This is a genomic window from uncultured Kushneria sp., assembly GCF_947497025.1.
GTDB lineage: Bacteria > Pseudomonadota > Gammaproteobacteria > Pseudomonadales > Halomonadaceae > Kushneria.
On record NZ_CANMFC010000001.1, the window covers coordinates 562,761 to 575,995 of the forward strand.

Annotated in this window: 12 protein-coding genes; 9 read left to right on the plus strand and 3 right to left on the minus strand. The window is 61.9% G+C overall.

Translation table 11 applies throughout. The features are described 5' to 3' along the window. Nucleotides 1-25: 25 nt before the first annotated feature. The 6 genes from cysD to Q0931_RS02620 all read left to right on the plus strand — a co-directional run bounded on the left by cysD (nt 26) and on the right by Q0931_RS02620 (nt 5,892). A complete protein-coding gene (gene cysD / locus Q0931_RS02595) occupies nt 26-937 on the plus strand; it encodes a sulfate adenylyltransferase subunit CysD (protein ID WP_299257252.1) in 912 nt (303 codons plus the stop codon). Nucleotides 938-944: 7 nt separating this feature from the next. Beyond that, on the plus strand, nt 945-2,369 hold the full coding sequence (gene cysN / locus Q0931_RS02600) for a sulfate adenylyltransferase subunit CysN (RefSeq protein WP_299256964.1): 1,425 nt from the start codon (nt 945-947) through the stop codon (nt 2,367-2,369). 220 nt (nt 2,370-2,589) lie between these two features. Further along, the gene (locus Q0931_RS02605; RefSeq protein WP_299256966.1) at nt 2,590-2,865 is read left to right on the plus strand and encodes a hypothetical protein; all 276 of its coding nucleotides are present in this window, start codon (nt 2,590-2,592) and stop codon (nt 2,863-2,865) included. A gap of 26 nt (nt 2,866-2,891) precedes the next feature. After that, entirely contained in the window at nt 2,892-3,743 is an 852-nt protein-coding gene (locus tag Q0931_RS02610; RefSeq protein WP_299256968.1) for a porin, read from the plus strand. Nucleotides 3,744-3,817: 74 nt separating this feature from the next. Next, nucleotides 3,818-5,335: an Ada metal-binding domain-containing protein gene (locus Q0931_RS02615; protein WP_299256970.1), complete on the plus strand. Its 1,518-nt coding sequence runs from the start codon at nt 3,818-3,820 to the stop codon at nt 5,333-5,335. Continuing rightward, a complete protein-coding gene (locus Q0931_RS02620) occupies nt 5,332-5,892 on the plus strand; it encodes a methylated-DNA--[protein]-cysteine S-methyltransferase (RefSeq protein WP_299256972.1) in 561 nt (186 codons plus the stop codon). The genes Q0931_RS02615 and Q0931_RS02620 overlap by 4 nt, the downstream gene beginning before the upstream one ends. On the opposite strand, the gene Q0931_RS02625 is transcribed toward Q0931_RS02620, so the two are convergent. The 3 genes from Q0931_RS02625 to cmoA all read right to left on the minus strand — a co-directional run bounded on the left by Q0931_RS02625 (nt 5,827) and on the right by cmoA (nt 8,711). Then, nucleotides 5,827-6,801, minus strand: coding sequence for a ChuX/HutX family heme-like substrate-binding protein (locus Q0931_RS02625; protein WP_299256974.1), 975 nt, complete (start codon nt 6,799-6,801; stop codon nt 5,827-5,829). The two genes, Q0931_RS02620 and Q0931_RS02625, sit on opposite strands and share 66 nt — an antisense overlap. Nucleotides 6,802-6,943: 142 nt before the next feature. Beyond that, nucleotides 6,944-7,927 carry a tRNA 5-methoxyuridine(34)/uridine 5-oxyacetic acid(34) synthase CmoB gene (cmoB, locus tag Q0931_RS02630; RefSeq protein WP_299256976.1) on the minus strand — a complete coding sequence of 328 codons (984 nt, stop codon included), beginning with the start codon at nt 7,925-7,927 and terminating at the stop codon, nt 6,944-6,946. A 49-nt stretch (nt 7,928-7,976) separates the two neighbouring features. After that, nucleotides 7,977-8,711 carry a carboxy-S-adenosyl-L-methionine synthase CmoA gene (gene cmoA, locus Q0931_RS02635; RefSeq protein WP_299256978.1) on the minus strand — a complete coding sequence of 245 codons (735 nt, stop codon included), beginning with the start codon at nt 8,709-8,711 and terminating at the stop codon, nt 7,977-7,979. A 189-nt stretch (nt 8,712-8,900) separates the two neighbouring features. Here cmoA and pgi point away from each other — a divergent pair, with 189 nt between their 5' ends. From pgi to parE, 3 genes are all read left to right on the plus strand, one after another. Continuing rightward, nucleotides 8,901-10,544 (plus strand): glucose-6-phosphate isomerase, encoded by a 1,644-nt coding sequence (gene pgi / locus Q0931_RS02640; RefSeq protein WP_299256980.1) that lies wholly within the window; start codon nt 8,901-8,903, stop codon nt 10,542-10,544. Between the two features lie 43 nt (nt 10,545-10,587). Further along, nucleotides 10,588-11,211: a YqiA/YcfP family alpha/beta fold hydrolase gene (locus Q0931_RS02645; protein WP_299256983.1), complete on the plus strand. Its 624-nt coding sequence runs from the start codon at nt 10,588-10,590 to the stop codon at nt 11,209-11,211. Between the two features lie 143 nt (nt 11,212-11,354). After that, complete coding sequence (gene parE / locus Q0931_RS02650) at nt 11,355-13,235, plus strand: DNA topoisomerase IV subunit B (protein ID WP_299256985.1); 1,881 nt, start codon at nt 11,355-11,357, stop codon at nt 13,233-13,235.

Here is a 13,235-nt window from a genome sequence, read left to right on the forward strand (position 1 = left end):
TTGGTCATGAGAGGTTGTGATACGCATGCTTTCTCCCGAGCGGCAAACACATCTGAAACAGCTCGAAGCCGAGTCGATTCATATTATTCGCGAGGTAGCGGCCGAGTTTCGCAACCCCGTCATGCTCTATTCGATCGGCAAGGACTCCTCGGTCATGCTGCATCTGGCCCGCAAGGCGTTCTACCCCGGTACACCGCCGTTTCCGCTGATGCACGTCAATACGACGTGGAAGTTCAAGGAAATGATCGAGTTTCGTGATCGCATGGCGGCCGAAACCGGTATGGAGCTGATCGAGCACATCAACGAGGAAGGACGTGAGGCGGGCATCAATCCGTTCGATCACGGCAGCTCCAAGTACACCGACATCATGAAGACCCAGTCGCTCAAGCAGGCGCTGGACAAGTATGGCTTCGATGCCGCCTTTGGCGGGGCTCGTCGTGATGAAGAGGCCTCGCGTGCCAAGGAGCGTGTCTACTCGTTTCGCGATCAGTACCACCGCTGGGACCCGAAAAATCAGCGCCCGGAGCTGTGGAGCCTGTACAACGGCCACATCAACAAGGGTGAGTCGATTCGCGTCTTCCCGCTGTCCAACTGGACCGAGCTGGATATCTGGCAGTACATCTATCTCGAATCGATTCCGATCGTGCCGCTGTATTACGCAGCCCCGCGTCCGGTGGTCGAGCGTGACGGCACGCTGATCATGGTCGATGACGAGCGCATGCCGCTGAACGAGGGCGAGGTGCCCGAGATGAAGTCCGTGCGTTTCAGGACGCTGGGCTGCTATCCGCTGACCGGCGCCGTAGAGTCCGAGGCGGCAACGCTCCCCGACATCATTCAGGAAATGCTCCTGACCCGTACCAGTGAACGTTCCGGGCGCGCCATTGATCACGATCAGGCCGGTTCCATGGAACGCAAGAAACGCGAAGGTTACTTCTGAGGCGCATATGGCACACCAATCATCCCTGATAGCCGAAAACATCGAGGCGTATCTCAAGGAGCATGAAGCCAAGGATCTGCTGCGCTTCATCACCTGCGGGAGCGTCGATGACGGCAAGTCGACCCTGATCGGGCGACTGCTGCACGACTCGAAAATGATCTATGAAGATCAGCTGGCGGCCCTGACGCGGGATTCAAAGACCCGCGGCACCACCGGCGAGCGCGTGGATCTGGCGCTGCTGGTCGACGGGCTTCAGTCCGAACGCGAGCAGGGCATCACCATCGATGTGGCCTATCGCTTTTTCTCGACCGACAAGCGCAAGTTCATCATCGCCGACACGCCCGGGCATGAGCAGTACACCCGCAACATGGCCACCGGCGCCTCGACGGCAAGCCTGGCGGTCATCCTGATCGATGCGCGCTACGGCGTGCAGGTGCAGACGCGTCGCCACAGCTTCATCGCCGATCTTTTGGGCATTCAGCATCTGGTGATCGCGGTCAACAAGATGGACCTGGTCGATTACTCGCAGGATCGTTTTGAAGAGATCAAGCGCGACTACCTGGGCTTTGCCGAGAACCTCAAGGCACGCGATATCAGTTTTGTGCCCATGTCGGCGCTGGAAGGCGACAACGTCGTCAACAAGAGCGCCAACATGCCCTGGCATGACGGCGTGCCGCTGCTGGAGCAGTTGGAAAACGTCGAGATTTCACGCGACCAGAACCTGACGGATCTGCGCTTTCCGGTGCAGTACGTCAATCGGCCCAACCTGGATTTCCGCGGCTATGCCGGCACGTTGCAGGCGGGTGTTCTGCGCCCGGGCCAACAGGTCAAGGTGCTGCCTTCCGGCAAGGTGTCCACGGTCGAGCGGCTCGTGACCTTTGATGGCGATCTCGCGGAAGCCTGGCCCGGTCAGGCCATTACCGTCACACTCGCCGATGAGGTCGATATCTCGCGCGGTGACTGGCTGGTGGCTGCCGACACCGAACTGCCGATGTCCAACGCCTTTGTCGCCGACATCGTCTGGATGAACGAGCGCGAGCTGACGTCCGGTCGCGGTTATGACTTCAAGCTGGCCACGCGGGATGTCAGCGGCCAGATCAGCGCCATCGAGTACAGTATCGACGTCAACACGCTGGAGCATCACGATGCCGAGCGTCTGGCGCTCAACGAAATCGGCCGCTGTCAGGTCACGCTGACCCAGCCCGTGCCGGTAGACGCCTACGACACCAGCCCCGGAACCGGCAGCTTTATCGTCATCGACCGCCTGACCAATCTGACGGTCGGCGCCGGCATGATTCGCAAGGCGGCTGATAACGCCGAAGGCAGTGGCGCCGTCGACTGGCAGGCCTTTGAGGTCGAGCTCAACGACCTGATCCGTCGTCACTTCCCGCACTGGGAAGCGAAGGACGTGCGCGACATCTTTAAGCGCTGACGCTGTAGCTGTAGATGTCGACCTATCCACGCCCGGCCCTGTGCCGGGCGTTTTTGCAGGTGCCTTTCCGCCATAGCAAGGTCACTGGTGGTCAATCCGTTGTCTGGCCTGGTTTCAAATCGTTGCGTTGTCTCATTATACTGCCACCGCTTCTCAAGCCGTCAGACAGCGTGCGCCCTGTCCTGCTCGGCGTTTTTTATCGTGATGATCGAGACTTGCCATGAATATCGGGAAAGGGCGGGGGATACTGCTGGGCCTGACGGGCGGTCTGGTACTGGTGCAGGCGGGCGCTGCCCGGGCTGAAGTCGCGCTGTTGTCACCCGCCGAGCAGCCGCGCACCCGACTTGATCGTGTCGAGGTCAAGGTCGGCGGCAGCATCCGGGCGCAGTATTTCAATGAGATGGGCGGGCGGATGACGGCAGCTACAAGCATCGCGGCTATGACGGCGGCACGCGCTTTCGGCTGCACGTCAACTATCACGTCAGTGATGATCTAACGCTTTTGAGCTATGGCGAGCTGGGCGTGAACACGGGCCGCGCCATGGGCTGGAATGACCACTATGATCGGGACAGTGACGATAGTGCGACGACCCGCCGACAGGTCTATTTCGGGTTTGAAAGCGACCGCTACGGTCGTTTGACGGCCGGCAAGCAGAACAGCGTCTACTACGACACCGTCGGGGTCAGCACGGATGTCTGGGATTACAATCAGTTCGCTCAGGCGCCGGGTGTGGGCATCGATGGCAGCTACGATGGCTCCTATCGCGCGCGCAAGAGCCTGCGCTATTCCAACGGCACTGAAGACTTCACGGTCTTTGCGGGCTGGCTGTTTCCCGATGATGACCTGCATCTGGACGGACCGCTTGATTATCGCCGTCGCAATGGGGGCTCCATCGGCTTCAGATGGCATTTGACCGATGATCTGACGCTGGGGGCGGCCTATGCCAATACCTCCGCCGAGATCAAGGGCAGCGGCGATCAGCAGTCCTTTCGTCAGCAGCTCACCGGCAGTTCCCTGACCTGGACGGGCGGTGACTGGTATCTCGCCGTAGGTGCGGGTTATTACGACGATTTCGTGCCCGACCCTGGCGCCGACGGGCTCAATGACTACCTTGCCAGCGACGCCTACGGGGTAGAGTACATCGCGCGCTACAGTTTCCAGCTCGACAACGACTGGGTGCAGAGCATCAAGCCCTTTGTGGCCGGCGATCGCCTGAAGCGGCTGGGCAGTGCTGATGCCCAGAGCAACCATCAGGTGCTGGGGGTGACCACCCAGTTCAACCACGGCTTCCGCCTGGATCTTGAGCGCATCTTTGCCAACACCTCGGACAGTGAGCCCGACTCGGTACTGGCCAGACTGCGCTACGACTTCTGAGCACCGCCGCACGTCGCCAATCACATGTCCGTAAACGGCCAATGCCTGAGCATCAGACGCGATATATTGGGGGCATGAACCTTGCTCCCGATGTCTGCTATCAGGCTCTGGCCTCCCGCGACCGCCGCTTTGACGGCCAGTTTGTCGTCGGTGTGACGTCGACCGGCATCTACTGCCGGCCGATCTGTCGTGTGCGCTGCCCGAAACCTGATCACTGCCGTTTTTTTACCCACCCGGCCGCCGCCGAGCAGGCCGGGTTTCGCCCATGCCTGCGCTGCCGCCCGGAACTGGCGCCAGGGCTTGCGATGATGGATGCCCGTGATCAGCTGGCCCGTGCCGCCATGGTCATGATCGACAACGGCTTTCTGGATCACGACAGCAGTGATGCGCTGGCGCGCCGGATCGGGGTCAGCGAGCGTCATCTGCGGCGTCTGTTCAGGGCCACGTTCGGTGTGACCATGTTCGATGTGGCCAGAACCCGGCGCCTGTTGCTGGCCAAACGGCTGCTGACCGATACCGCACTGCCGGTCAGCGAGATTGCCCATGCCGCGGGGTTTGGCAGTCAGCGTCGGCTGAATGCGCTTTTCCAGACACACTATCGCATGTCGCCCGGTCGTCTTCGTCGTGGAGGGCGCGCCGGGGCTTCCGGCGCATCGATCACGCTGTCGATGGCCTATCAGCCGCCACTGGACTGGGCGGCCATGCTCGACTTTCTGTCGATCCGACAGGTCGAGGGACTTGAGCAGGTCGAGACAGGGTGCTGGCAGCGCAGTCTACTGATCGAAAAGGATTACGGCGGTGAGCGCACGACACATGCCGGCTGGATCAGCGTTGAGCACGTCGGCCCTGAGCAGCTGGCGCTGACCCTGCCGGTATCACTGGTGCCGGTCATGGGCGATGTGCTGAAAACCGTGCGTGATGTGTTCGATCTGGACGCGCCCATGGCGCTGATCGAGTCGCATCTCGAGGGGCTGGAGAGCACTGGCCTTCGAGTGCCCGGCGCCGTCACCGGTTTTGAAATGGCGGTGCGCGCCATTGTCGGCCAGCAGATCACGACCATCCGGGCGCGTCGGGTGCTGGCCGAGCTGGTGGCCCGATTTGGTGAGCCGCTCGCCGGCCATCCCGGGCGTTATAGCTTCCCGACGCCTGCGGTCATGGCCGAACAGCCGCCTGAGGCCCTGATCTCGCTGGGGCTGTTGCGCATTCGGGCCGAGGCGATCATCGCCGTGGCAGGCGCTGTGGACTGCGGGGCACTGAGGTTGTGTCCGGGAGCGCCTGCGGCAGAGACGATAACAAGGCTTTGCGACATTCGCGGCATCGGTGACTGGACCGCGCAGTATATCGCCATGCGGGCGCTGGCCTGGCCGGACGCTTTTCCAGCCGGTGATCTGGTGCTCAAGCGGGTGCTGGGTTGTGACAACGCCCGCGAGGTGGTGCAGCGGGCGAGCCGCTGGTCGCCCTGGCGTGCCTATGCCGCCATTCGGCTCTGGCAGCAGGCCTCCGGTGCGCCCACTTCATGCCCTGCCATTACTTCACAGGGTGCCCTGACACGATCAGGCGCCTCTGCGTCATCGAGTGAGGAGTCGTCATGATGGAATATGCCGTTATGTCCTCTGTGCTGGGAGATATCGTCCTGCGCGCCGAGTCGGATCATCTGACCGGTGCGTTTTTCCACGACCAGAGGCATTTTCCACCCTCGATCAAGGGGCCATTTATACCGGTCGAGCAGAGCCGCTCAGACGTCATTCGTCAGGCCTGCGAGCAGATCGAGGCGTACCTTGCCGGTGAGCGTCAGCGTTTCGAGCTGGCGCTGTCACTGACGGGCAGCCCTTTCCAGCAGCGCGTCTGGCAGCGCCTTGAGGAGATCGGTTTTGGTGAGGTCATGAGCTATGGCGCGCTGGCGAGAGCGCTTGGCCTCTCACGTGGGCATGCTCGCGCGGTAGGGAGTGCGGTCGGGCGCAATCCGGTCTCGATGATCGTGCCCTGTCATCGTGTGCTGGCCGGCGGTGGTGCGCTCACCGGTTACGCCGGCGGGCTGGCGCGCAAGGCGCATCTGCTGGCGCTGGAAGGGCGCCCGGAAGGGTCAGCCGCGCTCCGCCAGGTCGAGGGCGAGCATCATCTCGCCGCTGGCGTCGAACGCCTCCAGTGAGGTGGCAAGCCCTTCGGGGCCGGGCCGCACAACCTGCCAGGCCTCATGCAGGGCGCTGCTGTCGAGAGACAGGGTCAGGTGATCGCTTTCAAGGCGGAGCGTGTCGCTTCTGCCCTGATGAAAGTGTTTGAAACGGGCGCGATGATGATGGCCGCCGCCGGCGTGGATCAGACTGGCGCGGGTGGGCTGCGTGCGCCGACAGGCGCCGGCCAGCGCCATGATAAAGCGCTCGGGCGCCACGGGGGTGCTGAAATGCCCTGCGACGGCGCGGTTGGCCTCCACGCGTCGCAGCCGGTGATGCGACAGCAGTCGCGAGAAATCCGCTGCGCCGCGCATGGCACGCCATGACGTGAGCAGTGCCGGGCGATGCGCCTCGGGACAGTCGTGGGCAATATCGATACAGCGGGTAAAACCGGGGCGTTTGAGGGTGGAGAAGTACTCAAGCAGGGTCCAGCCGGAGGCTTCGGGCGTCAGGCTGTACAGCTGGTGCAGCACGTGACCGAAGCGGTCGAACACCTGCAGGCAGGGCACCTCTGCAGCCGTTGGCGAGGGCCGTTCATGGGACAGGCTGACCCAGTACCAGCAGGGCAGCAGAAGCTGCATGGCCAGTGCCTGGTCGCCCCAGAGGCTGGCGCGGCGCTGATTGGCGTCGGTGTGGCAGCCCTCCAGCCGGCTGGACAGTGCCGCATGCGAGGTCCGGGTCACCATCTGCACCTGGCCCAGCTGCGGCAGCATCATGACCAGATCGCAGGGCGTCAAAGCCAGTGAATGTACGCCACGCCCCAGCCGTGAGGCCTGAATCTCGCCTTCACTGCAGTCCAGCAGCGCTGCCAGTGTGCGACATTCCAGATGCGGAGCCCGCAGACGGGCCTCCTCGAACGCTTCAAACAGGATGTTGGCCTGGTGCATGCGGCAGCCCTCGCGACGTGACCATCAATGGATAGTATATATCGCTAATGATAACCATTTGCAACAATGTGGCAGGATAAAACATGTCCGTCCCTCGACGGGGCAGGGCATGAGGCTTGATACCAAAGCGCCCTGGGCGCTGTCAGGGCCTTGTCGCGATCACGACGGCCCGCCTGGGGGCGGGATAGCCTTCGATCGTGCGGCTTGGGTCCTCGGGGTCGAGAAAATCCGCCAGCGACTGGAAGGTCATCCACTCGGTGGCGCGCTGCTCCTCCAGCGTGGTATCGGCTTCATCGACCACCCGCGGGTCCTGAAAGCCCACCCGCCCGAGCCAGTGCACAAGTGCTTTGGAAGAGGGCAGAAACCAGACGTTGGGCATCTGCGCGTAGCGCTCGCCCGGCACCAGCACCTGATGCTCATCGCCTTCCACCACCAGCGTTTCAAGCACCAGCTCACCGCCGGGGCGCAGCGTGTCATACAGTTCGCGCAGATGATCGATGGGGGAAGGGCGGTGATAGAGCACCCCCATGGAGAAGACCGTATCGAAGGCAGCCAGCCGCGGGGGCACTTCTTCGATGCCGACCGGAAGGAAATGCACATTGCGTCCGGCTTTTCCCATGAAATGGCGAATGGCATGAAACTGCCAGTAAAAGCGCGGTGACGGGTCAATCACGAGCACGAAGTCAGCGCCGGCCCCCGCCATGCGCCAGCCGTGATAGCCATTGCCGCCGCCGACATCGAGCACGCGCCGACCCTTGAGATCACTCAGGTGAGGCGCCAGACGCTGCCACTTCCAGTCCGAGCGCCATTCGGTATCAATGGTGATCTCACCGATCCGGTAGGGACCCTTGCGCCAGGGAGAGAGAATCTTGAGAAGGTTGTCGCACTGTCGGCGGCTGGAGGCATCCATCGCCACCTCCACGCTCACCGTATCCTGCGTCAGATGCACCTGTTTCACTTCCAGCGCGGGCAGGCGGTTGACCGCGCGCTCCCAGGCGGGCAGATCGCCAAAGCGCTGGCGATCCAGGCCGCGAGCCAGCTGCTCGGGCAGACGGGCCAGCCAGCTTTCCAGGCCCTGTTCGAGAAAGGCGTGATAAAGGGGAAGATGACGCGCATCGATCGACATGCAGAGGTCCGGACGGATGAAGATAAAAGGAGATGGCTTGTTTAAGGGCTTATTTAAAGGCCAGTATCGAGGCGAAGTTGAGATACTGAAACCAGGTGTCATGACGCGTGAAGCCCGTTTTGGCCAGTCGCTCATGATGGGTGGAAAGCCGGTCCGGAATCATGACCTCTTCAAGCGCCGTGCGCTTCTGGCTGATCTCGAGATCCGAATAGCCGTTGGCGCGCTTGAAGTCATGGTGCAGGTCGATCAAAAGCGATTCCTGGCCTGGCTCGCCCAGAATCTTTTCCGACAGCAGCAGTACGCCACCCGGGAGAAGGGCGTTATACAGGCGTTGAATGACCTGGTCACGCTCGCTCGGGTCAAGAAACTGTAACGTAAAATTGACCATGATCATGCCGGCCCGGGGCAGCGGACAGTCACGAATATCGCCCTGCAGCACTTCGACATGATGATCGGGGGCCTGCTGCGCCAGAAGGCCACGGGCCTTGTCGACCATGGGCTGGGAGAGATCGATGGCCTGCAGGGTGAAGGCCTCGGGGCTCAGGCGCTGACAGATGGACAGGGTCGAGGCGCCCAGCGAGCAGCCCAGGTCCAGAATATGGGCGCCGGGGCTCAGGTGGCGTGCGGCGATGACACCGGCCATGCTGGTGATCTGGGCATAGCCTGGCACCGAACGGCGGATCATGTCGGGGAAGCAGTCGACCACGCGTTCGTCAAAGGAGAAGTCGGTCACCTGATCCAGCGGTGTCGAAAAAAGGGCGTCGCGTCGGGAGACGTCGGTCATCGGGGTACCCACGATCTATCAGACTCTGAGAGAAGGTTGTTCGGTCATGCAGACAGTGGTCTGATAGAGACCCGCTGCGTGTCGGACGCGCCGTCTGTCAGAATGAACATCAAACAGGGGCGGTCTTCATGGCCGACCATGTTACGCTTTGAGCATGAAAGCTGCACCTATCACGGAGGAAGAGCAAGGATGTCAATTCGTCAAAACACGGCCTGGAAAGCGCTGGAAAGTCATCGCGATACCATGCGCGATGTGCACCTGAGCACCCTGTTTGAACAGGATGGGCGCTTTGACGCCTTCTCCCGTCAAGCCGCCGGACTTACGCTTGATTTCTCCAAGCAGCGCATTCGTCAGGAGACCCTGGATCTGCTGCTGGACCTGGCCCGTGAGGCCGGGGTGGAAGCCGCCGTTGAGCGCCTGCTTTCCGGTCGTCGTGTCAATCTGACCGAAGATCGGCCGGCACTGCATACGGCGCTGCGTCTGCCGCAGGGCGGCGAGTTTCACGTTGAAGGGGAAGACGTTCAGGCCGATGTGCATGACAGTCTCGACCGCATGCAACAGATGGTCGAAAAGCTCCAGGCCGGTCAGTGGCGGGGCGCGAATGGCCATGCCATCAAACAGGTCATCAATCTGGGCGTCGGCGGTTCCGATCTGGGGCCGCTGATGGTCGTCAAGGCGCTGGAAGATGCGTTTGTGGCGCCCAATGCGCTGGACGTGCATTTTGCGTCCACCATCGACGGTACCCAGCTGGCCGAGCTGCTGCCGACGCTGGATGCCGACGAGACGCTGTTCATCTACTCCTCCAAGTCGTTTGGCACCATCGACACCTCGGCCAATGCCGATACCGCTCTGGCCTGGCTTGCCGAGCAGACCGGCAGCGACATCGAGCGCCTCAAGCGCCATCACTTCATTGGTGTCTCTACCAAACCCGAGAAGATGACCGAGTGGGGCATCGCACCCGACCATCAGCTGCTGTTCTGGGACTGGGTTGGCGGTCGCTACTCCTTCTGGAGCGCCATCGGTCTGCCCATTGCCATTCGTCTGGGCATGGACAACTTCCGTCGTCTGCTGGCCGGTGGTCATGCCATGGATCAACACTTTGCCTCGGCGCCGCTGGAAGAGAATCTGCCGGTGCTGTTTGGCCTGCTGGGCATCTGGAACACCAACTTCCTCGATATCGAATCGCTGGCAGTATTGCCCTACGACGGTCGTCTCAAGCATCTGCCGGGCTATCTCCAGCAGCTCGAGATGGAATCCAACGGCAAGTCATCGACCAATGAAGGTGAGAAGGTCGACTACAACACCTGTCCGGTTCTGTGGGGCGAAATCGGGCCCAACGGCCAGCATGCCTTCTATCAGCTGCTGCACCAGGGCACGCGAGCGGTGGCGTGTGACTTCATCGCACCCATCAAGCGTTATGATCACGTGGAAAGCGCAACGGTGCGGGAAAGCCTCGAGCGTCAGCATCGCCTGTCGCTGGCCAACTGCTTTGCTCAGTCCCGTGTGCTGATGCTGGGTGATGACGCCATCAAGAGCAGTGAAACGCCGCCGGCCCACAAGCGCTATGCCGGCAACCAGCCGTCATCCACCATTTTGTTCGAGTCGCTGTCGCCTGAATCACTCGGTGCCCTGATCGCGCTCTACGAGCACAAGGTGTATGTCCAGGGCGCCATCTGGGACATCGATTCGTTCGATCAGTGGGGCGTGGAGCTTGGCAAGAAGATCGCCAATGAAACGGCGGATATCCTGGAGAGCGGGCAGGGCGCGGATCAGCTGGACGACTCAAGCCGCCATCTGATCGAGACCGTGCTGGGTCAGCGCGGCAGCGCTTAAAAATGGCTGTTTATTTATACAGTAACTGCGTTATGCTGATGTCATGAATGATCATGCCAATGCCGTCGACAACGTGCTTTATCTGCACGGTTTCAACAGCCACCCCGGTTCGGCCAAGGCCGAGCTGACCCGTCGGGCCTGCGAGCAGGCCCGGCCGCGTCCGCGCTTTATTGCCCCGGCCCTGTCGCATCATCCCGGCCCTGCCTGGCAGACGGCGCAGGAGGCGATGGGTACGCTCCAGGGGCGTACCATGGTGATCGGCAGTTCCATGGGCGGTTTTCTCGCCATGGGACTTGCCCGCACCCATGAGGTGGCGCGGGTGGTGCTCATCAATCCGGCCGTTGATCCATTGAAGATCGCGCTGGAGCGCATGGGCAGCGAGATCGAACACGTCGAAACCGGCGAGATGTTCGTGATCGATGAAAGCTATGCCGATGCCCTTCGCGAGCAGCAGGCTGAGGTGGTCAACACCGACCGGTTTCTGGTCCTTCTGGGTACCGAGGATGAGATCCTCGATTACCGGCAGGCACTGGAGATGCTGGAAGGCAGCCGGTTTGTCATCAATGAAGGTGATGATCACGGCCTGAGTCGGTATCCTGAGCTGTTGCCGACAGTGCTGGCCCACGGAGGCCTGACGCTGCCGGAAGATTTCAATCCCGTACCGTAGCCTTCGAGGCGATAGCGCTATGCCATTGATGTGACAGGCCGGCGTACGAGTCCGGCCTGTTTCAGCAGTGCTGATTGTTCCAGAGAGCCCCTTCGGCGCTTGACGATGAGCGCTTCTCGTTCATTTCTGACGCGATTTCACGTATGACCCAGTACAGTGCCAGTTCCATCGAGGTGCTTTCCGGTCTTGAGCCGGTGAGAAAGCGCCCCGGTATGTATACCGATACCACCCGACCCAATCACCTCGTACAGGAGGTGGTGGACAACAGCGTTGATGAAGCGCTGGCCGGGCATGCCCGCAAAATCAGCGTGCACCTTCGTGAGGATGGTGCCATTGAAGTGGTCGATGATGGCCGCGGGATGCCCATCGATATTCACCCTGAACACGGGGTCTCCGGGATCGAGCTGATCCTGACGCGCCTGCATGCGGGCGGCAAGTTTTCCCAGTCCAGCTATCGCTTCTCGGGCGGCCTTCACGGCGTCGGGGTGTCGGTGGTCAATGCGCTCTCCGAGCGTCTGGAAGTGGAAGTCTGCAAGGGCGGCAAGCGTTATCGCACCGCCTTTGCCTTTGGCGAAAAGGTGGAGGAGCTTGCCGTCATCGGTGACTGCCCCAAAAAGGCTACCGGTACCACGGTGCGCTTCTGGCCCGAAGTCGCCTATTTTGACAGCCCCAATGTGTCCGTGGCGCGGCTCTCGCACCTGCTGCGCGCCAAGGCCGTGCTCTGCCCGGGGCTTGAGGTCAAGCTGGTCGAAAGCAACGGCAACGTCAGCACCTGGTATTATGAGGATGGGCTGCGCGACTATCTGGCCCAGTCCACGGATGGTTTCGAGCCGCTGCCGGCGTCACCCTTTGTCGGCGCCTTTGAAGACGACGAACACAGCGTTGACTGGGCCATCCAGTGGCTGCCCGAAGGCGGCGAGGCGCTGGTCGAGTCCTACGTGAACCTGATTCCCACGACCCTGGGCGGCACTCACGTCAACGGCTTTCGTACCGGGCTGCTGGAGGCGCTGCGCGAGTTCTGTGACTACCGCAGCCTGCTGCCGCGTAACGTCAAGCTCTCGGGCGAGGACCTGTGGGAGCGGGTGGCCTTCGTGCTCTCGATCAAGATGTTCGAGCCGCAGTTTGCCGGCCAGACCAAGGAGCGCCTCTCCTCGCGTGCCGTGGCAGGGTTTGTCTCGGCGGTTGTCAAGGACGCCTTCTCGCTGTGGCTCAACGAGCATACCGCGCAGGCCGAACAGTTGGCGGAGCTGGTCATCAGCGCTGCCCAGCGTCGCCAGCGCTCCTCGAAAAAGGTCGCGCGTAAAAAGGTGACTCAGGGGCCGGCACTGCCCGGCAAGCTGGCGGACTGCTCCAGTCAGGACCCGACCGTCGGCGAGCTGTTTCTGGTCGAGGGTGACTCGGCCGGCGGCAGCGCCAAGCAGGCGCGCAACCGGGAAACCCAGGCGATCCTGCCGCTCAAGGGCAAGATCATGAACACCTGGGAAGTCGATTCCCAGGAAGTGCTGGGCTCTCAGGAGATCCATGATATTGCCGTGGCACTGGGCATGGACCCGGGCAGCGACAATCTGGAACGCCTGCGCTATCACAAGATCTGCATTCTGGCCGATGCCGACTCCGATGGCCTGCACATCGCCACGCTGCTGTGCGCGCTGTTTGTGCGTCATTTCCCGTCACTGGTAGACGCAGGCCACGTGTTCGTGGCCATGCCGCCGCTGTATCGCATCGACCTGGGCAAGGAAGTGCATTACGCCCTGGATGAGAGCGAAAAGGCCGCCGTGCTCAAGAAGCTGGCCAGTCGTCGGGGCACCCCCAACGTCCAGCGCTTCAAGGGGCTGGGGGAAATGAGCCCGGTACAGCTTCGCGAGACCACCATGGCGCCGGACACGCGTCGACTGGTGCAGCTGACCCGCGAGGCCGGGGACGACACCCTGGAGCTGATGGACATGCTGCTGGCCAAGAAGCGTGCCGGTGATCGGCGCGGCTGGCTGGAACGTTACGGCAATATGGCTGAGGTAGACGTCTGA